The sequence below is a fragment of the Acidisarcina polymorpha genome, from assembly GCF_003330725.1.
GTDB lineage: Bacteria > Acidobacteriota > Terriglobia > Terriglobales > Acidobacteriaceae > Acidisarcina > Acidisarcina polymorpha.
Window position 1 is genome coordinate 11,836 of record NZ_CP030843.1, and the last position, 24,831, is coordinate 36,666.

The 24,831-nt window shown below is 56.6% G+C and carries 19 protein-coding genes and 2 pseudogenes; 12 read left to right on the plus strand and 9 right to left on the minus strand.

Features of this window, described 5'->3' with window-relative positions; all coding sequences use genetic code 11:
* Positions 1-9 precede the first annotated feature (9 nt).
* The 6 genes from ACPOL_RS31430 to ACPOL_RS35270 all read right to left on the minus strand — a co-directional run bounded on the left by ACPOL_RS31430 (position 10) and on the right by ACPOL_RS35270 (position 4,874).
* Positions 10-498, minus strand: a complete 489-nt coding sequence (locus ACPOL_RS31430) for a nucleotidyltransferase (RefSeq protein ID WP_114211482.1) — start codon at positions 496-498, stop codon at positions 10-12.
* Between the two features lie 540 nt (positions 499-1,038).
* A complete protein-coding gene (locus ACPOL_RS31435; protein WP_114211319.1) occupies positions 1,039-1,719 on the minus strand; it encodes an IS6 family transposase in 681 nt (226 codons plus the stop codon).
* Between the two features lie 1,024 nt (positions 1,720-2,743).
* The gene (locus tag ACPOL_RS31445; RefSeq protein WP_114211321.1) at positions 2,744-3,295 is read right to left on the minus strand and encodes an RES family NAD+ phosphorylase; all 552 of its coding nucleotides are present in this window, start codon (positions 3,293-3,295) and stop codon (positions 2,744-2,746) included.
* 4 nt (positions 3,296-3,299) lie between these two features.
* Positions 3,300-3,692 carry a DUF2384 domain-containing protein gene (locus ACPOL_RS31450; RefSeq protein ID WP_114211322.1) on the minus strand — a complete coding sequence of 131 codons (393 nt, stop codon included), beginning with the start codon at positions 3,690-3,692 and terminating at the stop codon, positions 3,300-3,302.
* 157 nt (positions 3,693-3,849) lie between these two features.
* A complete protein-coding gene (locus tag ACPOL_RS35265) occupies positions 3,850-4,416 on the minus strand; it encodes a tyrosine-type recombinase/integrase (RefSeq protein WP_236657635.1) in 567 nt (188 codons plus the stop codon).
* Positions 4,416-4,874 (minus strand): site-specific integrase, encoded by a 459-nt coding sequence (locus ACPOL_RS35270; protein ID WP_236657636.1) that lies wholly within the window; start codon positions 4,872-4,874, stop codon positions 4,416-4,418. The genes ACPOL_RS35265 and ACPOL_RS35270 overlap by 1 nt, the downstream gene beginning before the upstream one ends.
* A 59-nt stretch (positions 4,875-4,933) precedes the next feature.
* Between ACPOL_RS35270 and ACPOL_RS31460 the strand changes: the two genes are divergently transcribed.
* The 3 genes from ACPOL_RS31460 (at position 4,934) to ACPOL_RS33845 (ending at position 7,477) form a co-directional block, all read left to right on the plus strand.
* Complete coding sequence (locus tag ACPOL_RS31460) at positions 4,934-5,524, plus strand: hypothetical protein (protein WP_114211297.1); 591 nt, start codon at positions 4,934-4,936, stop codon at positions 5,522-5,524.
* Between the two features lie 58 nt (positions 5,525-5,582).
* Complete coding sequence (locus ACPOL_RS31465) at positions 5,583-6,305, plus strand: M15 family metallopeptidase (protein ID WP_114211298.1); 723 nt, start codon at positions 5,583-5,585, stop codon at positions 6,303-6,305.
* A gap of 431 nt (positions 6,306-6,736) precedes the next feature.
* Positions 6,737-7,477, plus strand: a complete 741-nt coding sequence (locus ACPOL_RS33845; RefSeq protein WP_114211299.1) for a hypothetical protein — start codon at positions 6,737-6,739, stop codon at positions 7,475-7,477.
* A gap of 447 nt (positions 7,478-7,924) precedes the next feature.
* Here the strand turns inward: ACPOL_RS33845 and ACPOL_RS31485 are convergent, their stop codons facing one another.
* On the minus strand, positions 7,925-8,632 hold the full coding sequence (locus ACPOL_RS31485; RefSeq protein WP_114211326.1) for a ParA family protein: 708 nt from the start codon (positions 8,630-8,632) through the stop codon (positions 7,925-7,927).
* Between the two features lie 1,194 nt (positions 8,633-9,826).
* Between ACPOL_RS31485 and ACPOL_RS31490 the strand changes: the two genes are divergently transcribed.
* The 4 genes and pseudogenes from ACPOL_RS31490 to ACPOL_RS31510 all read left to right on the plus strand — a co-directional run bounded on the left by ACPOL_RS31490 (position 9,827) and on the right by ACPOL_RS31510 (position 15,703).
* Complete coding sequence (locus ACPOL_RS31490) at positions 9,827-10,375, plus strand: hypothetical protein (protein WP_114211327.1); 549 nt, start codon at positions 9,827-9,829, stop codon at positions 10,373-10,375.
* Between the two features lie 259 nt (positions 10,376-10,634).
* A complete protein-coding gene (locus tag ACPOL_RS35275) occupies positions 10,635-12,389 on the plus strand; it encodes a DUF7948 domain-containing protein (protein ID WP_236657637.1) in 1,755 nt (584 codons plus the stop codon).
* On the plus strand, positions 12,386-14,803 hold the full coding sequence (locus ACPOL_RS31505) for a chitobiase/beta-hexosaminidase C-terminal domain-containing protein (protein ID WP_338026817.1): 2,418 nt from the start codon (positions 12,386-12,388) through the stop codon (positions 14,801-14,803). Before ACPOL_RS35275 ends, ACPOL_RS31505 begins: the two co-directional genes overlap by 4 nt.
* 429 nt (positions 14,804-15,232) lie before the next feature.
* Positions 15,233-15,703: pseudogene (locus ACPOL_RS31510) on the plus strand (recombinase family protein).
* Positions 15,704-15,832: 129 nt separating this feature from the next.
* Here ACPOL_RS31510 and ACPOL_RS31515 read toward each other — a convergent pair.
* Complete coding sequence (locus ACPOL_RS31515) at positions 15,833-16,759, minus strand: retropepsin-like aspartic protease (protein ID WP_161557685.1); 927 nt, start codon at positions 16,757-16,759, stop codon at positions 15,833-15,835.
* Positions 16,760-16,966: 207 nt separating this feature from the next.
* Between ACPOL_RS31515 and ACPOL_RS31520 the strand changes: the two genes are divergently transcribed.
* The 3 genes from ACPOL_RS31520 (at position 16,967) to ACPOL_RS31530 (ending at position 21,447) form a co-directional block, all read left to right on the plus strand.
* Positions 16,967-19,036, plus strand: coding sequence for a winged helix-turn-helix domain-containing protein (locus ACPOL_RS31520; protein ID WP_114211332.1), 2,070 nt, complete (start codon positions 16,967-16,969; stop codon positions 19,034-19,036).
* 945 nt (positions 19,037-19,981) lie between these two features.
* Positions 19,982-20,530 (plus strand): HNH endonuclease, encoded by a 549-nt coding sequence (locus ACPOL_RS33320; protein WP_150133217.1) that lies wholly within the window; start codon positions 19,982-19,984, stop codon positions 20,528-20,530.
* A complete protein-coding gene (locus ACPOL_RS31530; protein ID WP_114211334.1) occupies positions 20,527-21,447 on the plus strand; it encodes a tyrosine-type recombinase/integrase in 921 nt (306 codons plus the stop codon). The genes ACPOL_RS33320 and ACPOL_RS31530 overlap by 4 nt, the downstream gene beginning before the upstream one ends.
* A gap of 351 nt (positions 21,448-21,798) precedes the next feature.
* Here the strand turns inward: ACPOL_RS31530 and ACPOL_RS31535 are convergent, their stop codons facing one another.
* Entirely contained in the window at positions 21,799-22,578 is a 780-nt protein-coding gene (locus ACPOL_RS31535; RefSeq protein WP_114211335.1) for a 3-keto-disaccharide hydrolase, read from the minus strand.
* A gap of 138 nt (positions 22,579-22,716) precedes the next feature.
* On the opposite strand from ACPOL_RS31535, the gene ACPOL_RS31540 reads away from it, so the two are divergent.
* On the plus strand, positions 22,717-23,832 hold the full coding sequence (locus ACPOL_RS31540; RefSeq protein ID WP_114211336.1) for a sugar phosphate isomerase/epimerase family protein: 1,116 nt from the start codon (positions 22,717-22,719) through the stop codon (positions 23,830-23,832).
* Positions 23,833-23,937: 105 nt separating this feature from the next.
* Positions 23,938-24,379 (plus strand): annotated as a pseudogene (locus ACPOL_RS31545) (Tn3 family transposase); the annotation flags it as partial.
* Between the last annotated feature and the right edge of the window lie 452 nt (positions 24,380-24,831).

Genomic DNA, 24,831 nt, shown 5'->3' on the forward strand with positions numbered 1-24,831 from the left:
TCGGCAATATCAGCGCGGTTTTTTTACCTTTGGCCGCTGGCTCTCTGCCGCCTTACGAACGGCGTCCACGTCCGCGAGGTCTTGAAGCCGCGCAGACGCCAGCTTATTGACAACAAAATCCTCCGCCGAAATTACGAACACCTTGAGGCCGCTACGCTCGTCAATGACTTCCTCTATGCGGCGCTGCCATGCGTCATCAAACTTGACGCCGGAAATATGCGGAAGTACTTCGATCATCTGTGGGGGATTGCCCATGCGGAAAAAGGAATTGGGGGCAATAAGATCATCGGGCTTGAGGCCATCAAGCGGTGCGCCGAATTTAGCCAAAGCCGCATAGACCGCCTTCGCATTCTCCGGCTCCGGCTGCACGAAAAGATCGAGGTCTTTTGTCGCTCGCGGCTGTGCATGTACCGCCACGGCATAGCCTCCGACGATCAGATATTTAACGCGGTGCTCGTTGAACGCGGACAAGAGTTCTTTGAAGTCCTGACTGAACATCGCGGGCGGGTTCCTTCCAAGCGAATTGCGTTGACGACAGTTCACCAGCTGCATCCAGCCGTTCATGCACAGGGCGGCTTTGCCAGTACCGATACTCGTCGGCCTTCATCTCGTCGAAACTGGTATAGCGGCGGATGGTCTTGTCCATGCCCGTTTGTAGCACCCGGAGAGACGCTTTTCAACGTTTCATTTCGGGACTGGATTTTGGGACGCGCAACCCCCTGATTTCAACGGGTCCGCAAAACGTCCCGAAACTTACCCTTTGCGGGACACGCCAAAGGGTGGCCTACTGGCGTTTTGCGCGGCACTTTGGCGTAATACACTTCCGCTGTGAAACAAAGACAAGTTATTCCGCCTTACGATTCTTGGATCACCATCAACCCGGCGAAGCCTTGACTATGGACCCTCAGCTTAATGCCGAATGGCAACGGCTTAAGCCGGTGCTGCGACAGTTTCCTTTCTCGAGTACTGGCAGCACTTTAATTGGTTCTGTCGCAATAAGGATGCATGAACGATGAAAGGCCAATAGGATTGGGTTGCTTATGCTGCCAAGGAGTAGAACTGCTGTGCAGGGATTTGTCCGCTACGGCCAGTTTTCATTTGTCCTTTGCTGATCATGCGCATGAGTTCAATGCCGGAAAGAAGGATGCGAGCGCAGCGAACATCCTTGAAGCCGAGCATCGGTCTGGTTCGACGTTTCACCCCACGATGGTCTTGCTCAACGATGTTGTTTAGATACTTGGCCTGGCGCACGAGGATCTGCTTCCCTCGTTCGGCGTTGATGGTTTCCAAAGCCGCCACATTCGAGCCACTCTTATCGATGGTTACTTTTTCTGGTGCGCCATTCCGTTCGATCGCCTGTTCAAAGAACGTGCGTGCCGCGGCCTTGTCGCGATGCGCCCGCAGCAAGAAATCGACGGTCTTGCCTGCCTTATCGACGGCGCGGTATAGATACTTCCACTCGCCCTTCACCTTGATGTAGGTCTCGTCCATCCGCCAACTCCTCCCCACCTTGCGCTTGACGCGCCTGAACGCCTTCTCCAGGACTGGCAACAATTTGATCGCCCAACGGTGCACGGTCGAGTGATCGACAGAAGTCCCACGCTCGGCCATCATTTCCTCCAGATGCCGGAGGCTCAACGGATACGCACTATACCAGCGAACACAAAGCAGAATCACATCCAGTGGATAATGCAACCGCTTTAATACCTTTGCCACCATCGGATTCCATCGTCTGCTTCATGGCTCTTCAACACCTCTCCGTCCGTCCAAAGAATAACAAGTCGCCTTATTGCGACAGAACCCTTCAATTGACGAATCAGACTTTGTGCTTGCTCGATCGAACGCTCGAAAAGAGACGATCTTCCCAGGCTGACCGTTATCCCGAAGCGTAAAATCCCGTTGGGTAAGGCCTGTCACCGGTCGGCCTGAACTATCTCGTGCTTCGACGTCAAGCCGAATCATGCCTTGGGTCGAGTCAGGTGCCGGTCCGCGTTCAAGCTCGAGCAGGTCAATGACTCGTGGCGACTCAGTTTGCTGCGCAGCTCCTGGGGTATGCGCACTTAAGAGAAACACCCCACAGATGAGCAACCGCCATTTCAACGGGATGACCATTCCTGGCATTTACCAAGGTATTGCGATATCCAGCCTGAGCTATTTTACTCTGCTTTCTCCTCAACCCTGAGCGTCGCGGGGGCAGTAAGGAAGTAGCGGCTACCATCCCTCGAAAGGGAAATTCTTGTTGAATCGCGATGCATGACAGGCTGTAGGCGATTGTAGTGTCGGCTTCCTCAAACAGGGGTAGCAAAAACTCATAGTGGACCCGTCGTCGAGCTTTCTCCGTACCGCCTTCGATTTCGTCCTTGTTCATGAATCACTTCTTAGGGGACTTTTGTGTCAAGGCTGCTCTCGGACTTTCGATTCCGCGCGGATACCCTACGCAGCAACTGCATTCGTTTATGTCTTTCTCTTGAACGTCATTCTCTCTCGGGAAAGCACTCTACTCGGCCGCAGCAAATCCTTTGTCGGTGACCGCATAGGTCCAGCTCTGATTGCCGGCAGATACCCATCGTCCCTCATGCACCCTTGGACGCTTCACGGCGCTGGAAATGCTGGTGTGTGCTTCTTTGTGGAAACTCCCGGATGTATTTTGATTCTTAGTCCGAGCAGTCTGCACGCCTCGTGCAAGTCAACATCATCTGGTCGGATTTCAACAGATGCTCTCCGAGAGTTGATCCGAAACGGTTCAAAAAAGAGCCCAGTTCTCGAGATCATGTCCATAGCGAGAGCGATAATAAATGCCGTCGAATCCAGTCTCATACACCTTCAGCGAGGCCAGCTGGGTGAGGCGACGCGGTTCCCCTTGCTGAAGCACGGAGTCGTCAAGATCTTGGAGACCTAATGCAATGCAGTCTCTCGCCAGAACCTGACGTAGATGGCTGACCCAGCTGGCGCCATAGAGATCAGCATAGGCCCCCGTCACTGCCGCCTCACCCATCACGCGGGGCTCGTACCAATCGCTTGGTACGGTACCCAAAGGTACATGGTCGTCTTCTCCTGCAATTGCTTGCAGTTCGGCGATCAGGGTGAGATCTGGTCGAAATCGCGCAAGCGTTTCAACGAAGCAGGCGACTCGCTGTGTGGCAGCGTAGAGAACGCGATAGTTCCCTCTCGGATCATCGAAGCGATTTCCAAAAGTCCCGTCGAGCTGGGCACGGGACCAATCAGGCGGATCCCAGGGATCTGGTTTTCGCCCAAGCCGAAAGAGCGGTGTAATGGGCGTTTTCGTATCCAACATCCAGCTATGCTCCAGCAATAAACGCTCTGGCAGCTCCCAGAATCTTAGGTGCGATCTCGTCCAAATTACCTTCCTTCAAGAGACGTAGGGGAACTCTGTCTCCCAACTCAGGATTGACTCCCGTCAACCATGCCTGAACGACCCGAGGTGAATCGTGTTCGATTAATGTCCGCGCTACTTGGTACGCGAAGCGAAGGCGAGCTTCTACATCTCCGTACGGCTCAACTCCAGCTATCCAACGGTCGAGCGCTCGAACATCTTTCACCCCCGCTATATAGGCCGTGAGCTTGCGCCCGATCATATCAATAAGGCGCTTAACGATCTCCTGCCACTGGAGTGTTAGAGCTTCACGATGAGCAGCAAGATCCGGTCTCGGAAGGGCAACGGCAGTCGCCATGATGAGTTTCCTCCTCTTACCTCAGCATACACACAATGCCGAAACACTTACTAGCAAACTCCGCACAAATACCGCTACTTTACCATCCTGCTGTATCTACCACACTATAGATCCAAGTACGGCATTTTCAGTCGTTCGCGCTGGAGGATCTAAACAGTCACGCTATGTCGAGGCCGATCGCGTCGTTGACGGCATGGGCAAGGGCCTGTTCGGTGCCGAGATAGCGCTCCGTGGTTTGGATGGAGGCATGGCCAAGCAGCAGCTGGATCTGTTCGAGCTCCCCGCCCGCCTTTCTGCAGAGTTTCGCGCAGGTGCGACGCAGGTCGTGGGGCGCGAGCTTCCCCAGACCGCTCGTCTTGGCATAGCGCATCACCAGGCGCCAGACCGCCTTTTCGTCCCGGATCTCCTCGCCGGCAAGGACCCCCGCCTTGGTGACCGGCCGGAAGAGCCGGCCTTGGCTGATCCCGGAAGCGCAAAGCCAGGCGTCGATGCGGCTCTTCACCCCGGCCGGCACGGTCACGGTCCGGACCCGGCCACCCTTCCCTGCCATGTCGGGTAGCACCCAGCGACCCTCCCGCTGCTGGAGGTCTTCTATATTGATCCGGAGCAGCTCCGCCCGGCGCAGCCCGCAGCCGAGCAGCAGGGCGAGGACCGCCCGGTCGCGAATCCCGGGCAGGGTCTTCGGGCTGGGGGCGTTGAGGAGATCGTTGGCCTGCTCCTTCATCAGCCAGTTCCCTGCCCGGTTGCCGCGCTTCTCAATCCCGGGCACACGCTCGATGGCCGCGGCCGCGCCGGGTCGAGCAGCTGGTTGTCGGCCATCTCGCGGGCGAGCTTGCGGATTGGTGAGAGCCGGAGGTTGACGGTCGAGGCGGAGAGCCCCTGGTCGAGGAGTGAGGACCGGTACTGCTGAACCAAAGCTTTTGTAAAGGCCCGGCCGGCCCCGGAGAGCCTGATCCAGGTGAAAAAAGCCTTGAGACCGGTCTTGTAGGAGCGCCGCGAGTGCTCCGAGGTCACCCCGTTGACCACCAGGTCGATCAGGAATGCCTCCGAGGGCCGGTTCCCTGCCGGTTGGAGCTCGATCTCGAGTTCGGCGGTCATTGGAAAGAGAATAGCACGATAACTGGGATTATCGGGTGCTATAGTTGTCGCTAATTCATATTGCCGTGCGGATTCCGTGCGCACTCATGAAGTATCATGGTTCTCAGCTGAAGAGCGGCTAATTCCCTCTTCCTCAATCGCTTATGCCCTTCCCGCGCAGCTGGCTCCCGCGAATCCGCTCGATCGTCGCAGCAGTCGAAGACTGGCCCGCAGAGCACTTGGACCGTGAGGCGATTGCTCAAGTCTTCGCTCTCAAGCGCCGCGCCGCCCTCTCGCTGATGAAAGAGATTGGCCCCATTCGGCTCCGTACCGGTCGTTGGATCCTGCCACGCGAGAAGCTCATCGCCTTCCTCCAAGCCCAGGCGAAGGAGGCGGAGGTCGAGCTGGCCCGCAAAGAACGCTTTACCCAGTCCTTGCTCGCTGCCGACGCTTCCCTGCTCCGCCGTCCGAGCATTTTGCTCGCGCCACGGACGCTGTCTTCTGAGCAACGGGAGGCCTACGCGGTCGGGTTGCCGGAAAGCGTGACCCTCGAGCTCGGTTCCCCAAACCGGCTCGTCGTTGAGTTCGCCACCATCGAGGAGCTCGCCGAACGCCTGCTCGCAACCGGGATCGCCCTCAACAACCGGTTTTCCGTCTACCAGGATCTGTTCGCACCTCAATCCCAAGCTGCCCATGACGAGGACCAAGCCGAGCGCGAAGATGCCGAGTATTTAGAGAATTGGAGGCCGGATTAGGATCAGAAGAGAAAGACGCGGAGTTTAGAGCACAAACCTGATCACCTGGAGAACTCGCGTGACAAACCATCGGCTCGGCCGTCTCAGAAGCAGCGCCACTGTCTTCTTTCTTTCAGCTGCGGCTTTGAGCCAAAGCCTTCAGGTTCAGCCAAACATGAGGCCTCTCACTCCTGATGAACGAACTGCTATGACCGGGAAATCATGGAGTCCAGGTTGTCCCGTATCGCTCGATGATCTCCTCTCGATCCGCATAACCTACTTCGGATTCGATCACCTGACCCATAAAGGCAGGCTCATAATCCATAAGCGCTTCGCCCAAGAAGCCTCCGCAATCTTCCAGGAGCTGTACGATATACGGTTTCCGATCAACAAAATCGATCCATACGAGAACTATGAGGTTGGCGGCGGCAACGCGGAAAAGAATGTGACCGTCGGCTTCTACTGCCGTAAAGCGCAAGATGCGCCCAAGGAGTGGAGCGGTCACGCCTACGGCATTGCCGTCGATCTGAATCCCTTCGATAATCCGTTCCACGATGCGAAGGAGGGCTGGTGGCCAAAGGGGGCCGATGCCCGTTCTAAGCGCGACGATACTAAGGGCAAGGTCTCTCCGAGCACTGAGGCGTTTCAGATCTTTGCTCGGCATGGCTGGGCGTGGGGCGGCTTCTACTCGGGAGAGCCCGACTATATGCACTTCTATAAGGCGACTCTCGGGGGTAGTGGAAACGTGCTCGAACGGTCTTACGTGGCGACAGGGTTGCAGTACGTCCCGGTGGAGCAGTAGAAGCCGGCAAGGCAAAGGCACACCCGCAGGCCAAGGAGCAAATGAATCTAAGCTGGGGTGCTTGCGTGAAACCCCACAGAACAGGGTTTAAATCCCTGCTCTTTTGGGAGATCAACTCGGATTTGTGCCTCCAGGCGCGAGCGCGAACGCCGCGCCGAGGCACCAACGCCACTGACACATCAGCCCTGAACGTGCAGCAAGAACTTCACCCGCGATGAGACGAAAGTCAAGAGCTTTCAAGACAGCTGCTAGTTTGCTAGCTTTCACTTAAATCAGGCCGTGGAAATGTCGGGACCGTGCAAAGCATGGAACGAGAAAGCCGTCCAACCCTTCGCACCGCCCCTTGCAAGACACCGGTGAAGCTGGGCGTCTTGCACATTCCCACCGCCTGGGCGACGGGGTTTTCTTTTAAAGACCTATAAACACGACCGGTGAAATGGTCTCGCGATCTCTACCCCATTCGCGAGCGGGCCGCGAACGCCCGGACCGAGACCTGGGGGCGCCTGGACATCGAACGGCTCTTCGGCGTCGGCCGCGCCTCCGCCCAAGGCCTGATGAAGGCCATCGGCGAAGTGCAGCCGGTTGGCAGGGCTCACTTCGTCGAGCGTACTTCCCTGCTCGGCTTTCTTGACGCGATGATTGCCGCGGAGGACTTCGACGAGGCCTTCCGCTCCCGCATGCGGGAGGCCGATGCACCCCCGTATACCAAGCCGTTGAAGGTGAGCTTGCCTGCCGGTCTTCGCACCGTGATGCTGCGCGACCTTCCCCCCAATATCTCGCTCACTCCCGGCAGATTGGAGATCATCGCCAACTCCTCGATCGCGATGCTGGAGAGCCTCGCCCTCCTCGCCCAGGCGATGCAGAACGATTTTCTTCACGTCCAGGCGATTCTTGATCCGTGCCCGCGCCTCCCTCAGGCCAAGCCGACGATCTCCGAGCCTTTCTCAACGGACTTCGTAGTCCGAGGTAAGGTAGGATTGCGCCGGACGTGGGCACTGTTTCCCCGGAGATCCATCAGCACGAACGACGCTGCTGTGAGCTGCTCCCCTCACAAGCCATCCGCGATCGCCGCAAGGCGCTCAAAGCCTTCAGCAACAGTGTATTCGTTACGCTCGCAAAATGCTGAAAAACGGTTCCAGTCAGCAACTCTAATTCGCAAGGTCATGGGCTGAGCCTTGTGCTTGGATGCTATTCGACCCCAAGCCTTCCTTTGGCGAGGACCCAGCCAAGCGTGAGGAAGTCGAATACTTATGGAATTGGCGCCACCATGCAGAAATTCGGATACTGAAGTCTTCATCTACTCCCCTGCTGAATCCAGCAGTTTCTTTATGGCATCGTGATAGGTCAACTCGTATCGATTCGCATAGCTAACAAATCGGTCGTATTGAGACTGAATCATACGAACCGCTAGAGAGCGCATCGGTTCGGCTGGGGTTCGGCGTCGCCTAACAGGTCTTGAACTGGCCTCGCGACTTACAAACCCGTGCTGCGCCGCAGCAGCATCCACTTCCGCGAGGTCGATTGGAGCTCTTTTTCGTATGGGAGCAAATCTCGACAGATCGATCTTTTGGGTCGCCGCCGCTGTCGAGTTGTCGTCTGCTTCATCCATGAGGCCGAATTTACTGCTCATTCGGGTACCTCTTTCTGTCAATCTCGTAAAGGATCTGAACCAATTCATCTACCAGTTCATGGATATTTTGATAAGCGGCTTCCAGATTCCCGACCTTGTGCTCACCAAGCTCCGCAAGGGTTAGCCTTTCGACAAAGATCGCCTTGAATGCGAGACGTTCTGCAAGACTTGTATTAAATCGAGGAACTTTGGCCTCTTGAAGCTCAGCTTCCAATTGACGCTGCACAGAGGATACAGGGGCACCAGGTGCAGGAGTTCGAGTCATGAGGACCCGAAAAGGTATTTTGCGGTACAAACTTGACCGCTGAGCTACCTTCTCCTCATCTTTGACGGCTTTGATTGCTTTTCCTGCTTGCCTAACATCCACCGCGCTGGCTTGTACCGGAATAATCACAAAGTCTGACATTGCGATCGATCGCGAGACCAGAACACTGGCAGTACCCTCCAAGTCGATGAAAACAAACTGTTCTCGTCTCTCGTCGAGAGTCTCCATGAGATTTGATTCCCTGATGGACCCTATGACTTTCAAGCTGGTCTTCGAAGAACCATTTATTTTCCAATCCATTATTGGCTGGTTTGGATCTGCATCAAGGACACAGACGGACGCTCCGCCTTGGGCCAGATACGTGGCAAGCAGCAGTGTCGTCGTGCTTTTGCCCGCCCCGCCTTTCGGATTAGAAACAGCAATGACCGGCATTTATTTCTCCCAAATCAATCAGCTTGCAATATCAAATGATGCGGCAATATCGCATATTGCAAATATACTGCTGAGGGGACATTGGACGGAGCCCGAATGAATCAAGAGAATCATGAAGATAACTGGAGCTTAGCGAACTGTAAACAATATTGCTTACAGCTTCCGATACTGCCACAATATAGCTTATTGCACAATGAAGCTTACAATATTGTTTACAGCAGAAGACATTTTGCTGTATTGCGACTCTCATCTATAGAGTTGCTATATTGCTTGTTGCGCCAATATTTAGATGCGTCAATCGTAAGTGACATGTCGACTACCTTTAGCGCCGATACCCTCAACCAAAGTTGGGAAGGGAATTCGGGACGCGGGCTCCGGCTCTGATCTGTCCGACCCCTGCCGTAATCAGTGGGGGAAGGGAAGCCTCAATTGGGGATCCCGGAATTTCCCACAGCCAACCTAGTACAGGCCAGCCGATGGTCGAATCTCAGCGCCTCTAGGAGCATGCCGATGCCCGGTGCGGTCTGCGGTGGACCTTGACATTGACTTGACGAGTTTCCAAGGAGGTGCACCTGCCCGAGGATTAGTGATCTACGCCTATACAAGCCAAGCCTGCAGCAGAGCTTTGTTTTCAGCTACTCGTATTCATCTTTCCACCTGAACCCGATGAGTGGGTCTCGCCCTTACTTCCAAAACCCGCAGTCGGCCGGAGAAACAATACGGAAAGCCTCTAAGCATCAGGAGTCAGCCAGCAAAATATGGGATCGTCGAGAGACGAACCGCGCGTTGGTAGCGCCGCTGGGTATCGCTGTCAATTAATGGACGCAACTCAAGCAAACTGATGCGGGCCGCGAGCAGATAGGTCCCGGCACCCAGGAGGCTCAGTCCGATTCGCCAGAATCATTGACGACCGAGTCCCTGAATATTGCTCCCCAATCGCCAATGCCGCCACAGTTGCTCGACTTACCCGTCCACCGTCGGCGCGATATGGCTTTTCGCCTAAATGCTGGCAACTTGGATTCTCCAGAGGCTGCCTTGCGTAAACGCACATTATCACAAGTCAGAAATGCCCGTTTTCGGCCTCCGGTTTTGCTGCGCTTACGCGCAATAATCGCGTATCCTGGTCTCGGCAGGGAATTGGCCTCCCGAGGAATTTGGCTCGACCACACCCCACCGGAATCGGAGACTCACGCGATGGGCCGCAGGCGCTCCTGGCTCGACCGCCTCTACTCGATCGCCCGCACCGTCCAGAACTCCGCCCGCTCCCACTACGACCGCCGCGACCTCGAAGAGCTCTTCGTCCTCCAGCCCCGCTCGGCACAGCTCCTCATGGCCGCGCTCCCGACCGTCCCGGTCGGCCGCGCCCGACTGGTCGAGCGCGAGGCCCTCGCCGAGCTCCTCGGCCGCCTCGAAGCCTCGGACGATCCGGCCCGCGCCTTCGCCGAGATCCTCAAAGCAGGCAAGCCCGCCCCCGTCCGGCGCAAGCTCCGGACCTTCGTCCGCCAGGATATCGCCGCCGATCTCGACTCCCTGCCAGCCAACCTCTCGCTCGAGACCGGCCGGCTGACCGTCACCTTCGAGCGCGTCGAGGAGCTCGCCGAGGCCCTCGTCCATCTCGCTGTCGTCCTCGAAATCCAGCTCGACGACTTCGCCGCCCGCTACGAGCCCCCGGTTGAACCCGCCCCGGAAGAGCTCGCCGCACGCCAGGCCGAGCAAGCCGATCTGGAGTATCTCAGAAACTAGCAGCCCTGACCCGCCCGGGCTTTCCAGCGCTATTTTCGATCTTAACTTCCGGCCCCGCGCGAGTTATTGAAAATAGGGCAGGGAAGCGATGGGCCAAAACTTACCCATTGTGTTGACTTTCGCGCGAAACCGCTGCATCTTTAAAGCGCTTCGACCACGGCCTTCGCGAGCGGTTCCACTGGAACGAGACGTTCAGCCCCCAACCAGGAAGGCAAGCTCCTATCCGGAGCTGCCTGCTTCCTACCCCCAGGAGCATTCCATGAGGAGCATCCCCTTTAAAGCTTTGATTCTCATTGCAGTCGGCGTGCTGGCATTCGGCCCGGTTGCCGCTTCTGCCCAGACTGCCTCTTCTTCCGCCCTAAACTCTCAACCCACAACCAATTCCAAGTTGCCCGCCGTCAATCCGGCGGTGAAGGCGAACTTCGCCAAGCTGCCGCTCAGTTTCGAGGCCAACCAGGGCCAGACCGACGGACAGGTGAAATTCCTTTCCCGCGGACAAGGCTATTCACTCTTCCTTACCGACCGCGAAGCGGTTCTTGCGTTGCACAAAAATGAGGCGCAACCGGTTCATGGGCGCGGCGGCAAACCAGCATTTCCAGCGCAGGCCGGCAAGATCGATGTCGTCCGGATGGAGCTTGACGGCGCTTCGCAAGGAGTGCGCGTCGCTGGCGAAGAGCCGCTGCCCGGCAAGTCGAACTATTTCATCGGCAGCGACCCGTCGAAGTGGCACACCAATGTCCCAACCTACTCCAAAGTCAAGTACAGCAACGTGTATCCCGGAATTGACCTGGTTTACTACGGCAGCCAGCAGCAGTTGGAGTATGACTTCGTCGTCGCGCGCAATGCTGATCCGAAGCAGGCGCGGCTGCGCTTCACCGGCGCCAGCAAGCTGAAGCTGAATCACGACGGCGACCTCGAGATCGTCGCCAAGGACGGCGAGATCGCCTTCCACAAGCCGGTCGCTTATCAGATGAAGGACGGCCAGCGCCAGCCGGTTGAAGGCCGCTTCCAACTGTTGGCGAAAAATACCGTTGGCTTCGCCGTCAAAGATTACGACCATAGTCGCGAGCTGGTAATTGACCCGGTCTTGGGGTATTCGACCTACTTGAGCGGGAGCGGCTCGGCGGAAGATACCGAAGGGCTCGCTATTGCCGTTGATAAATCGGGGCAGGCGGTGGTGACCGGATTTACGGACTCAACCACTTTCCCAGTCACCAGCGGCGCCTACCAGCCGACGTTGGAGGAATTCGCCCAAGATGCCTTCGTGACCAAACTGAATTCGACCGGAACGGGGCTGATCTACTCCACCTTTCTCGGCGGGAGCAGTGGCGCCACCGGAAGCGCGGTTGCATTGGACAGTGCGGGAGATGCTTACGTAGCGGGAAACGCCGGTCTTGACTTTCCGACTACCGGCGGGGCGTTTCAGACCACCGCCCGTTGCGTTCAAGGCAAGTATGAATGCGCAATCGGCTTCGTTACTGAGCTGAACCCGCAAGGCTCAGCCCTTGTCTTCTCGACGTACTTAGGTGGAAGCGGGCGCTCCTTGGCATTCGGCGACGCCGTTTTAGGTCTTGCGCTTGACGTCCACGAGAACATTTATGTCACCGGATATGCGGCCTCACTCGATTTTCCGGTCACCCCTGGCGCCTTCCAGACCACCAACAAGGCCCCGGCGGACAATCCCTACAATGCATTCTTGAGCAAGCTGAGCGCGGGTGGCGCGCACCTGGTCTACTCTACGTATCTCGGCGGAAGCGGCTCCTCTGAGGAGTCTTGCTGCGGCGATCAAGGCCAGTCGGTAGCGGTCGATGGCTCAGGATTCGCCTATGTCGGCGGCCTTACGTTTTCCCCCGATTCCCAACGACCTCGGGGACCCTCCAGACCGTATACCACGGCGGCCAATTCGGGACTGGATTTGTCAGCAAGTTCAACGCCGACGGCTCTTCGCTGCTTTACTCGACTTACATCAGCGGGACAAGCTACCCGGCGGGAAGGGACACCGGCGATATCGTGACCGCTATCGCTGTGGACAGTTCCGGCGACGCATATATCACCGGCGGCACAATCTCCCTCAACTTCCCGGTCACGGCCAACGCCTTTCAAAAGGCCAATAATTCGATCGGTACAAGCATGAGCTTTGTCTCCAAAATCAATCCGAAGGGAACGAGTTTCGTCTACTCGACCTACTTAGGCGGGACAAACTTCGGCCAAGGTAATGGCATCGCGGTCGACACGACCGGAGAAGCTACTGTGACCGGCTTTACCTACGATGAAAACATCTTCCCGCTGACACCGGATGCCTTTCAATCTCAGAACCAAACCACCTCCTATTCGGCAGGCGCGAATGCTTTTCTAACCCGACTCAATCGTGACGGATCGGCGTTGATCTATTCTACCTTTCTTGGCGGCCATTTTGAGGCCGATGGATTGGCTGTGGCTGTCGACTCAGCAGGTGACGCCTATCTGACGGGCAGCACACTTGGCGGTGCCTTCCCGGTGTCGGTCGGCGCTTTTCAGCCGAAGTACTCTGGCAATTCGAATCACGACTATTACAACGCGTTCGTCAGCAAATTTTACTTTGGGACGCTCCCTGCCTCGCTGGCTACCACAACGACGCTGTCCACCAGCACGAACACCGTGCAGGAAGGCGTTCCGTTCACTTTAACTGCCCATGTCGCTCTTGCCGATGGAACTGCGGTAACCCGGGGCTCCGTCAACTTCGTCTTTAATGGAAACGATTATGGCACGGTGGTTCTAGACAGCGCCGGCGATGCGATCGACACGAGAACTGTCGATTTGCCGGGAAAGTACACAGTTTCCGGCGATTATGTCGGCGTCAGCGACGAATTGCCTAAGTACGGACCCAGCACAAGCCCGTCCGTGACTCTCACTGTTTTGAGCCAGGTAGCGCCACCGGTGTTCACTCCGGCAGGCGGCATCGACTATAACCGAGTCGAAGAAGTCTCGCTGAGCTCCGCGACCCTTGGCGCATCGATCTACTACACCATCAATGGTGGCACGCCCACTTCTTCCTCCATACTCTTTAATTCCTATAATCCGATCACCATCGTCGGAACCATGAAGATCCAGGCGATCGCGGTCTATAACGGAACCTCCAGCGCAGTGGCGTCTGCTACTTACACCTCTCCAACTTACCCCACTACGCCCATCATCAACTTCAGCCAGGGCTTCCCGCTTACTGCTGGGGTAATGACGACGAATGGCAGCGCCTCGTTGTCCTACGGCCGACTGGGTCTGGCAATGTCTAATGGCTATGACGAGGCGGCAAGCTCCTTCTATGCCACTCAGGTCAACGTGCAATCGTTCACCACCGACTTCAACTTTGAAGTAACAGGCGCCGCGGACGGTTTCACATTCACCATCCAAAATGCGGGACCAAACGCTCTTGGTGGCGATGGCGCGGGGCTGGGTTTTGTGACCATCCAGAAGAGCCTCGCCATAAAATTCGACATTTACAACAATGTGGGCGAGGGGGCGGACTCGACCGGACTCTACATCTGGGGACGCACGCCGACCGTCCCAGCCATCAATCTCTCAGGAACTGGAATTGATCTGGGAAACAACCAAATCTACGTCGCTCACCTGACCTATGACGGCGCAATCTTGAACCTGACCATCACCAACCTCCATACACGGGCTTCGTTTTCCCACTTCTGGGAGATCAACATACCATCGACAGTCGGGGGGGCGACTGCCTACGTCGGCTTTACCGGCAGCACCGGAGGGGATGCCTCAGACATCAGCCTTAACAGCTGGACTTACGAGTCCGGCTTGCCGGCGGCTCCCAATTTCGCCACCGGCTTTGAAGACGGCAACGGTGTGTATCTCAACGGAACCGCTGTTCCCTCTAGATCGACGGTTCGACTGACTAGCGGCCTCAAGAACCAGGCAGGCAGCCTCTTTTTTCCAAATGCGCTCAACATTCGATCTTTCACCTCGAAATTTGGCTTCCAAATCACCAATCCATCGGCTGACGGTTTGACTTTCACCATCCAGGGAGTAGGACCAACGGCGCTTGGCGGCACTGGAGGCGGGCTGGGCTACAACACAATCCCGAAGAGCGTGGCGCTCAAGTTCGACCTTTTCAACAATGCGGGAGAAGGCGTCAACTCAACTGGTACTTATACCGGAGGGACTACGCCAACCCTTCCTTCCGTCGACCTCACGGGCACCGGAATCGACCTGCACAGCGGTGATCCGATGACCGTCGATCTCAGCTACAACGGCATCGTGCTCACCATGACCATCACCGATCAGATCACCAAGGCACACTATACGCATCCGTTCACCGTCGACATACCGGCAGCAGTCGGTGGCACAACTGCCTTTGTCGGGTTCACCGGAGCGACCGGTGGTGAGACGTCCAAGCAGAGCATCCTTACCTGGACATTTACCCCGGGGAGTTAAAACCAGCAACTCAAATCAACATATTCGGCCTCTATCCTCGCAGTAAGATCGCAGATAGAGGCCAGTTTCCTCGAAATACACGTCGGAAAAGGTAACCTTCTGGCGATCGCCGCCAGAAGGTCAGGGCAAAAGAGGCTCTGTCTCCCTCGTGCTGTCACCGGGTTTTTCCGCTTTGTGTCCATGCGGGCGCTAAGGCGCTAAAGCGGCAGCTTACACAGGCAAGACATTGCTGGCGAGATGACGCCCATTTTCATGGACGTGACAGAGATCAAGCTTTTTCAGTAAATCCCGAATGGTCCACACCGTTTACCCACGACAACACCGGTTGTCGCGGGGGATGCGATGGGAGAAAATGGGGGCATCTCAAGAAAGGGAAGGCTTCGTACGTTAAGCTGCGAGCAGGCTCAGTAACCCATTCATTTTCGGAGCATGGGAAACAGTAGGATCTATGAAGAACAGGGCTGCGGAAAAAATACTGGCCGGCCACAACTCGAAGGATGTCTTGAGAGCCTTCGTGAGGGCGACACCCTTGTCGTCTGGAGACTAGACCGGCTTGGAAGAAACTCGGCCGATCTTGTCAGGCTTAATGCCGAACTCGAACAGCGCAATCAATCTTGAATCACTTACCGAAAAGATTGAAACTCGTTCTCCAGCTGGCCGCCTGGTGTTCCACGTCTTCGCGGCCCTAGCAGAATTCGAGCGCAATTTGATCCGCGAAAGAACGGTTGCTGGCCTTCAAATCAGCTCGCGCTCGCGGCCGCAAAGGAGGTCGCCTCCTAAAGAGATTAAGACCATACGCGCCCTACTCAAAACCACAGATGTCCCTGGACCGAAATCGCAGCCCGTTTCGGCATCGCCCGATCAACCCTGTACCGTGCGGTACTCAAACCTGCGGCGTGATGCCCGAGATCGGTAGCCAATCGCAATCCCTTTTTGCAGCCCAAATCGCTGGACTTTGGGTCAACCCAAGGTTGGCTAAATCGAAGCTACGGAAAACGTTTTGCGGGCACATCCCGGTGGGGTAGATCCTCATCGCGGATCGAAAGTCACATAGCGATTCGCGTGACTGATGAACACACTTTGGAAGAGTACGGTTGGCAACAAGCCGTCTTCTTCTGGCACCGGGAGGCTCTGGCCAAAGCGTACCGGAGTCACAAATGAGATATTGCTCAAGATATAAGCGCCAATCCGCATGTCCTGCGGGGCCAAGGCGGCGAAAGCTTGATTTGCTCCGCTCGTCTGTAGCGCGGCCCTCTCCAGCCTCTTGAGTTCCAGCCCCTTTGGATACGGAAAAAGAATTGGCCCGTCGCTCCCGGAATCCACCTGTAACAAGATTTCCCGGGGTCCTGCGCCCGAGAGACGGGCAGAGATCACCAGGCGCTCCACATAGGGCAATTCACTCTCAGGGTGCTGGGGGGCAACGAGCGGAATGTGCTCGCCATGCACAAACCCCGCCAGCGTCTGTGTCGCGTCCAGACAAACCACTTTGTGTCTATAGTCGATGAGCAGATCGAAATGCGCCAAAAAATTCTCACCCAGGACCCCGCGAATGCGGGTGTCGGCCGCTCGAATCTGCTCAAGTTCCTTAACGAGAACAAAGGGCTTATCGACGGTAAGGGAGCCAGCCTCCAAGGTTTCTAGAACAGCGATGGACGCCTTCGCATAGTTGGCAACAGAAACCAGGCCGACCGCGCCTTGAGGCTTGAGGTCGAGTTCTGAAGCCAGCGACGGATCGGCCACCGTAACCTGGCTTCCTGTGTCTACCATGAAATCAAATGGTCCTTTGTGGTTGATCCTCACCGGAATAATGATGAGGGCGCCTTGAACGAATCGTGGGTTTACACTAGCGATGCCCCCCGGGCAACGCGCTTCGGCGTCGAGCAACGGAAGGGCAATCGAAGTCAGGGCGAAAAAGGCTAGTAGCTCAAGACGGGCGTTGGAGAACGCGTGTTTCATGTCGACTTCCTCCTCGCGGATTGCGCGGTGAGGGCGACATTGATACATTTGGCGCGGTTACCTCAATGCATAGCGGGTGAAATGTGAGCCCCTACGGGTCCGAAAAATCTCACCGGCTAAGCCGTTGATGGGCTGTGACTTGTTGAGTTTTATCCAGGTTCTGAGAACAAGATTGGAATAGCTGGAAGGCCGAGAGGACCATCCGCAGTGGCAGAAGCGAAAACCCAGCCTCGCCCCTTACGCTTCGGAAACTTCGAGCTTGACCTTCGTGCCGGAGAATTGCGCAGGGCTGGCGTGAAGCTCAAACTGAGCGGCCAGCCGTTTCAGATTCTGACCATTCTGCTGGAGCATGCGGGCGAAGTGGTGACCCGGGAAGAATTGCGAGAGCAACTCTGGCCGGACACATTCGTCGATTTCGACCATAGTCTCAACAAGGCGATCAATAAGATTCGAGAGGTGCTCGGAGATTCCGCGGAAAGCCCGCGTTTTGTCGAAACCCTGCCTCGGCGCGGTTACCGTTTTGTAGCCCCCGTTGCGAGTGGCGGCCCTGCCTCTAAAAAACTGGCCGAAGAAGCACCGCCCAAGGCCGGCCTAAAACCTCTGCGCTACGGGTTGATGGTTTTCGGGGTGGGTTTAATAACCGTTGCTGCCCTGAACCTCTGGAAAAGTGTCTTCAGCGACAAGGCAACGCTGAGAGTAATCCGCTTTACAAAACTAACCGATGATGGCCGGGCAAAATCCGGCCCGATGGCTACAGATGGTTCGCGAATCTATTTTAACGAACACAATCTTGTCACTCAGGTGTCCGTCGAGGGTGGGGAGGTCGTCGCGCTTCCGTTGCCCCTCAAGGTGCCCGCATTGCTCGATATGTCCAGGGAAGGACACGAGTTTCTGGTAGCCAATGACGACGATTTTTTTGACACCTCGTTCTGGGTTCAACCGGTAACAGGAGGATCTCCGCGCCGTGTTGGTGCAATCCTCGGTTCTTCCGCTGGATTTGGCGCCGACGAAACGACCGTCCTTCTAGGGAGGGAGCGCGAAGTCGACTCCGTGCAACGAGACGGTTCCTCCTTTCGAAGGCTGTTTGCGACAAGTGGCACTCCCTCATACTTCCGCTTTTCGCCGGATCTCAGTACCTTCCGCTTCACTAACTTTGACTATTCATCGAATGCCAGGACAATTATGGAGGCTGCTGCAAATGGGGCCGGCCTGCACAAGGTGCTCGATGGATGTTGTGGTGAATGGACTGCGAACGGGAATTTTTTTATCTATCAGGATAAGCGCAATGGAAGGAACGATCTCTTTGTGTTGCCGGAGGAGAAAGGTCTCTGGGCAAAGAGGCAAGGAAAAAAGCCATTTAGGCTGACGAACGGTCCTCTGGACTTTCAGTATCCTCTGCCCAGTAAGGATGGCAAGCGGGTCTTCGCCATCGGCACTTCGCGCCGTTCAGAGCTGGCCCGATACGACGCGCGTAGCCTTGAATTCATACCGTATCTACCGGGAGTCTCAGCTGATAGCGTGGCATTCTCTCCAGACGGACAATGGGTTGCCTACACTTCCTACTCGGATGGCACGTTGTGGCGGAGCAAAATAGATGGAACGAATCGCCTTCGGCTTACCTTTCCGCCGCTGCAGGTTTTTCTGCCGCGCTGGTCGCCCGACGGCAGACAAATTGCGTTCAATGCCAGACTACCCGATAAGGTTTGGAACATCTACATTATCTCGAGCGAAGGAGGTACCCCACAAAGAGTTCTTCCGAGCGGAGAAAGTCAGATGGATGCGAATTGGTCTCCCGATGGAAACTCGCTGGCATTCGGCTCGATGCAGGTTCCCCATAATCCGATCTACATCATCGACCTGAAGTCGAAGCGTGTCTCGGCCTTGCCGGGTTCATTCGGGTTTTATTCCCCCCATTGGTCGCCGGATGGAAGACACATGGCCGCCATAAGAACCGAAAAGCCTGAAACCCTGTATCTCTTCAACTTTGCCACACAGAAATGGAGGCAAGCATTCGGCGGAGAGATTGGCTATGAGAATTGGTCACACGATGGGAGATACGTCTATTTTGAGAGCTACCTTGCGAAGATCGCTCGTTTCCGGATTATGCGCCTTCGGCTAACCGACGGAAAGGTAGAGGAGTTAACAAATCTCGATAAAACTGTGGGTTTGACAGACTCGGAATATGCAAATTATTGGTTCGGAATCGCCCCTGACGATTCTCCATTGATCTTTCGCAGCATCAGCACTCAGGAAATCTATGCACTCGAAGTGGAATGACCCGAGTAGATTCGCTGGGTTTTCTAACTAGCTCGTCGAAGTCTTCCCGATCCCTTGAAATTGTGTAACTAGCTGCCCGCAGTGCAAGCTCATCACGGTGGCTCTCATTGCGGACGGTCCAATAAACAACCGCTGAACTGCCTGCAAAGTCGTGCATTATAGGTAAGTTGCTGCCAGCGCATGAAAGCTCCAGCGGTCAAAGACCTTCGTTAGCGTACATAAATTTCCGTTTCGTGAGGTGTCCCCTAGCAGCCCTGACCCGCCGGGCTTTCCAGCGCTATTTTCGACCTTGACTTCCGGCCCCGCGAAAGCCATTAAAATTAAGGCTGGGAAGCGGTGGGTCAAAACTTACTCTTCAGAACCCCGGCACGAGCGCTATAACGACCTCAGGATGGCGGCAAGGATCAGTTTTTAAGGAATATCGAGAAAGGTATGGGCATTACGGACAAGGCCGTATTTCTTCCGGTCGCGGGGCGGAATTCTTGATGGATTTCCAGAAAGATCCATCAGAAGAAGTGCTTGACGGCTTGAGCTGCGTCGGGCGTATCCTATAGATGACTTCCGGCGGGCTCCACCCCACCGGAAGGGTGCTACACCTGCTTTACCTCATGAGGCAGAGCAGAGCTGCAATCCACCGCAAGGGCAAATGGATTGCAAGGTTGAAGCGCATGTTTATAGAGAACATGACTTCTACCTCCTTTCAACGGGAATGACGGCCCTGTTCGCGCAGGGCCGTGTTGCTTTGGCAACCTCGGTTTTGCCCCTGCTCTAACCAAACGCACATTGTGAAGCCCCGCTAAAAGCGCAGCTCTAGTGTACCTAGCGAGCTTTCGTCCTGCGCGCAGGTATTCGCTTTTCCTTCGCTCACCCTGCTACCGATTCTGGGGTTAGCGCAATCTCCGACGCCTTCCTCAAAGTCTAAGCAAGCCACGATCGCCAACAACAATGTCGATTGTTGTTGGTGATGCGGCCTATACTGCTTTCATGGCAGAATTCCAGCTGTTGCCTTCCGCCAGCTCGCTTTCGTCCCTACCCCCGGGCTTCCCGCGGCCGGCTGGCAGGATCCTGACCTCAAACCCCCTCGTCTCCCGGCCTGCCCCTCTCGAGCCGAGAAAGGAAGTCAGGCGTTCCCGGCAGCGGGTGCTCTTCTGCCGCTGCGGGTCGAGTTCGATCTGGGCCCGCGGTCTCTGCCAGCGCTGTTACAGCCGGGTGCGGGCCGATGAAAGACACTTTGCCGGACTACGCGATCGGGTGCTCGCCCGGGACCGTCATACCTGTCAGGGATGCCAGGCGACCTCGATCTCGACCGTCCTCGCTGTCCATCATCGCCAGCCGGGCGTCTCCTCGCTTGAACTTCTGGTCACCCTCTGCCCGGCCTGCCATGCCTTGGTCGAACGCACCCAGGTGCTCTTTCGCGATGTGCCCGAACTTCTCCGGCTGCTCTGGCGGGAGCTCCACCCGGCGGCGAGCGAGCAGCTGCCGCTCTTCCTATGACCGGCTCCGCCCTGGTCCCGATCGCGCCGCCGACGCCGGCAACTTTCGACTGGCTCCGCGCGACGGTGCTGGCCGGCGTTGCCTCTCCGTATTCGAAGCGCAATTACTCGCGGGCCTTCGACGAGCTGGGAAAGTTCCTGGATTCGATCGAAGAACCGCTCTCGCGCTCGAGCCTAGTCGCCTACCGGACGCAGCTCCTCGAGCGGGGTCTCTCGGCTTCTACGATTAATGTCCAACTCTCGGCGATCCGCCAGCTGGCCGCTGAGGCCCGACGCACCGGGATCCTCGACGCTGAGACCGCGGCCTCGATCACCGATGTCCCCAATGTCCGCCAGCAGGGCACCCGGACGGGAAACTGGCTCAGCCGCGACCAGGCGAAAGAGCTGCTCGCCGTGCCCAACCAGGAGAAGCTGATCGGCAAGCGCGACCATGCTCTTCTGGCCCTCCTGCTTGGCTGCGGACTACGCCGTCAGGAACTGGCCGTGCTCAAATTTGAGGACATCGTCGAGCGCGAAAGCCGAGCGGTGATCGTCGACCTGGTGGGGAAGGGAAGGCGCGTCCGGACGGTGGCCGTGCCCTTCTGGGTCAAGCAGAGCATCGACCGCTGGACAGCCGCTGCTGACATTCAAGATGGGCCCCTGCTCCGGCCGGTTTCGAAGTCCGGCAAACCGGGCAAAGTGGCACTCGGCGATTGGTCGGTCTGGTCGGTCGTCGAACGGTGCGCCAAGGAGATCGGCATCCAAAATTTCGGCGCCCATGACCTGCGCCGGACCTGCGCGAAGCTTTGCCGGAAGTCGGGTGGCGATCTAGAGCAGATCAAGTTCCTACTTGGGCACTCGTCGATTCAGACCACCGAACGCTATCTCGGGTCTGAGCAAGAGATTGCCGTGGCCGTCAATGACACCTGGAGCTTTTAACACGAATTGCTCGGAAATGACCGCAGGGCTGGTGACAGCGGAGCATCTCGGTTTAATGAATCTCAGTTTAATGATAAGAATGGTTCTTTGTTGGAGTGTTTATGTCTCATGCGTCCCATGCGGCTCACGTCGCCACCCTGATTGATGATCTGCCAGTGTTATCGCTGAGCGGAATTACTTATCTGTTGGAAAGGCTCGCACACCAGATAGGGGGAGCGTACAGCCGGGGGCGTGATCCAGCTACCTCGGGAGGTCTTAGACTGTGCTGTGAGGATTTGCTGCCCATGATCCACATGGCCAAATACTATTGGCACTTCATCGGCACGGCTCCCGACCGACCTTCACCAAGGATTACTTCAAGTGCGCGATCTCCATGTTCCGGAAGTAAACTTCCGCTCCTTCGCACTGGAAAAGAATCTTGCCGTGCGTGGTGTTAGGGTTGGTGCCAACCAGCGCGGCTCTGCCATTTACAAAGTAAAGGATTCGATCGTGCGCAACGACGAGTTCCAGGACGTTCCATTCCCCGTGGGGCTTTTCAAGGTCATTGACAGGATCGCGGTCCCCGGTGACATTTACAAGCGGCCCACGGCCGATATGCGCGATGCGGATGTATTGTGTCGGGCTGGGTTCCGCCGTGCTCTGATAGGTATGCCCGTCGACAGTGATTCCAGTGCCATTGATCACCCACATGTCGCCGGTTCCACCCTCATTGATCTGAAATTCCATCAGCCGTCCCCAGACCCGAAGAGGCCCGGTGATGTTGTACTGGATCCCGCTATCGCGAGCCTTGCCCAGGCGCGGCGCGTACATCTTTTCTCCCCATTTGAACTCGGCGCGCAGATAGTAATTCTCATACTCTTTCCGGGTAACGAGGCCGCCGAACTCCTCCCCGGAGATATGTAGCATTCCGTCTTCGACCTGAAAAACTTTGTCTGGATCGTGGTTGATCCCATGATCCTTGAGCAGCGTAACGAAGCCTTCGAAGTTCTTCCCGTTGAAGAGCGGCTTGAGTTTCGAGTGAGGCGGGATGTTCTCTGCCTGCTGCGCGACCCCTGGTAAGGCGCACGTCACGATCAACATCGGCGTTACAAAGCACAAGGCAATTCGTCGGATCGCGATCGAGCCTCTCAATTGAGTTCTCCTCTTCGTCTTACCAAGTTCGGCTTGTTGCCGCGTTTGAATAGATCCAGTTCCAAGCAGACATAGTAGATTGCGGCGTAGTTCTTCGCTAGCGACTCAGTGCATTAATATTGCTGCCGGAGGCCAGTTATGAATCGCAGAAGATTTCTCGGCGCTTCCCTCTCTGCGGGGGCGGCGATGGCAAGCTCTCCCCTCTTGCCGAAGCCGCAGGCAATTGTCGGCGCAGAGAACACCGGCGGTGCCCAAACGAAGCCAAGGAAGTTGCCAATCGGCGTCTTCAATCCTCCGTTTCGAGATCTTACCCTGGACGAAATGCTCGACAAGTTCTCGAGCCTCGGGATTGAGGCGGTCGAGATCGGCGCCGGCGGGTACACCGGAACACCTCAATGCCCAGTGCCCGATCTGCTGGCGAACCCCGCGAAGGCGCGCCAGTGGAAGAAGAAATTCGATGACCGCAGCATGCCCATCATGGCGCTTACTTGTCACACCAACGCTCTGCACCCCGACCCGGCCAAAGCTGCCGGCTTTGCGCTGCAGTTTCGTCAGGCTCTCCAGCTTGCCGGCATGCTGGAGATTCCCACGGTAGTCGGTTTCTCCGGATGCCCGGGCGGCTCACCCACGGACACCACTCCTAACTGGGTCGTTTACGGCTGGCCATCGGATCACAGTGCTGCGCTCGCCTGGCAGTGGAAGGAGCGGGTAATCCCGTACTGGGGAGAGACGGTGCGTTTTGCGCGACAATGCGGCGTGCGCCGGATCGCGCTTGAGATGCACCCCAATTTCGTCGTCTACAATCCACGCACTCTGCTTCGCCTTCGCGAAGCGGTGGGACAAGAGATCGGTGCGAACTGCGACCTTAGCCACCTCTTCTGGCAGCAGTGCGACGCCGTCGAGGTCATCCGCTCTCTGGCCCGGCAGGGAGCCATTTACCATGCGCACATGAAAGATACCGCGTTCTTCCCCGAAAATGTGGACCGCTTCGGGGTCCTTAACTTCGCCGCGTCGCCCAACGACAAGGAAGGGTCAGAGATGTTCCGCGCCGTAGGCTATGGGCACGGAGTCAGCCTATGGAAGGACGTAATCGCGGCATACATGGCAGTAGGTTACGACGGCATGCTCAGCGTGGAGAATGAAGACAACCTGCTCAGCGCGGAAACAGGAGTGACACGATCGCTCGCGGTGCTCAAGAACGCCCGCGAGGAGCTCCTGTCCAACCATCTCAATCCCGGCGATTCACCCGGATAGTCAGGCGCAATTGTCCTCTGCCATAGGCGGGATTACGGAGCCCGAAGCCAAGCAACATTTCTGCGCCTTCTGCCATCTTGACAAATCCTGATAGATAATGGTCAGGGTCTTGCCCTCGTGTTGCGCGAGATCAAAAGAATCGAACGAACGCTTTTCATGCTGGCGTGGCTCGAAGATCCAGCGCTGCGGCGGCGGGTCACCGCCGGTCTAAACAAAGGCGAGGCCCGGAATTCGCGGCGCGGGCCGTGTTTTCAATCGGATGGGCTAAATCCGCGATCGACCCTTCGAGAATCAGCGGCATCGCGCCAGCGGGCTGAACCTGGTTGTGGCCGCCATCACTCTCTGGAATACCGTGTACCTGGAACGCGCAACCGAGCAGATGGCAAGATCGCGGCAGATCGATCGCGCCTTGCTCCAGCATGTCTCTCAGCTTGGCTGGGAGCACATCAATCTCACCGGCGATTACACCTGGCACACCAATAAATGGGTAGCCAAGGGTGGTTTCAGGCCTCTCCGAAGCCCGAGAAACCCCTCCGCCTCGCCTTAGCGTACATAACTTTCCCTTTCTTGAGGTGCCCCCAACACCAGCATTTTGTGTTGCAAAGTCCCACTGCGATTGCTTTTTCATCGGCAAATAGGTTTTTGCAGCAAAGCCTTGCCGTACGATTTTTGACGTTTGGTGTAGTCGCCCCAGGTCGCATCTGATAACGGGCTTCCCGACCATATTCCACTTAGCGAAGGTGATATAGAAATGCAGGTGAAAATCTTTAAGAATTTCTTAGCGGTGTTCCCAATTGCTCATTCGGTAACCATTACCTTCGTGCATACTGATCATAGAAACAACGCAGATCTGGGGAACGGGGCAGGAGCCACCGGAAAGGGTGTTCCTACCCCGTATTTTTTGGTCGGGCTCTTGCAGCGCGGCGTAACATATCACCAGGCTAGCCATTCTGTCGAGCATAGCCATCAGCATTACCCCGTCTCCCAGCTCTGTTTGCC

What these genes read in the sequence shown, in the direction of transcription:
- ACPOL_RS31430 (WP_114211482.1), bottom strand. Translation starts at nt 498, where the DNA reads ATGTTCAGTCAGGACTTCAAAGAACTCTTGTCCGCGTTCAACGAGCAC.
- ACPOL_RS31435 (WP_114211319.1), bottom strand. Translation starts at nt 1,719, where the DNA reads ATGGTGGCAAAGGTATTAAAGCGGTTGCATTATCCACTGGATGTGATT.
- ACPOL_RS31445 (WP_114211321.1), bottom strand. Translation starts at nt 3,295, where the DNA reads ATGTTGGATACGAAAACGCCCATTACACCGCTCTTTCGGCTTGGGCGA.
- ACPOL_RS31450 (WP_114211322.1), bottom strand. Translation starts at nt 3,692, where the DNA reads ATGGCGACTGCCGTTGCCCTTCCGAGACCGGATCTTGCTGCTCATCGT.
- ACPOL_RS35265 (WP_236657635.1), bottom strand. Translation starts at nt 4,416, where the DNA reads ATGAAGGAGCAGGCCAACGATCTCCTCAACGCCCCCAGCCCGAAGACC.
- ACPOL_RS31460 (WP_114211297.1), top strand. Translation starts at nt 4,934, where the DNA reads ATGCCCTTCCCGCGCAGCTGGCTCCCGCGAATCCGCTCGATCGTCGCA.
- ACPOL_RS31485 (WP_114211326.1), bottom strand. Translation starts at nt 8,632, where the DNA reads ATGCCGGTCATTGCTGTTTCTAATCCGAAAGGCGGGGCGGGCAAAAGC.
- ACPOL_RS31490 (WP_114211327.1), top strand. Translation starts at nt 9,827, where the DNA reads ATGGGCCGCAGGCGCTCCTGGCTCGACCGCCTCTACTCGATCGCCCGC.
- ACPOL_RS35275 (WP_236657637.1), top strand. Translation starts at nt 10,635, where the DNA reads ATGAGGAGCATCCCCTTTAAAGCTTTGATTCTCATTGCAGTCGGCGTG.
- ACPOL_RS31515 (WP_161557685.1), bottom strand. Translation starts at nt 16,759, where the DNA reads ATGAAACACGCGTTCTCCAACGCCCGTCTTGAGCTACTAGCCTTTTTC.
- ACPOL_RS33320 (WP_150133217.1), top strand. Translation starts at nt 19,982, where the DNA reads ATGTCGATTGTTGTTGGTGATGCGGCCTATACTGCTTTCATGGCAGAA.
- ACPOL_RS31530 (WP_114211334.1), top strand. Translation starts at nt 20,527, where the DNA reads ATGACCGGCTCCGCCCTGGTCCCGATCGCGCCGCCGACGCCGGCAACT.
- ACPOL_RS31540 (WP_114211336.1), top strand. Translation starts at nt 22,717, where the DNA reads ATGAATCGCAGAAGATTTCTCGGCGCTTCCCTCTCTGCGGGGGCGGCG.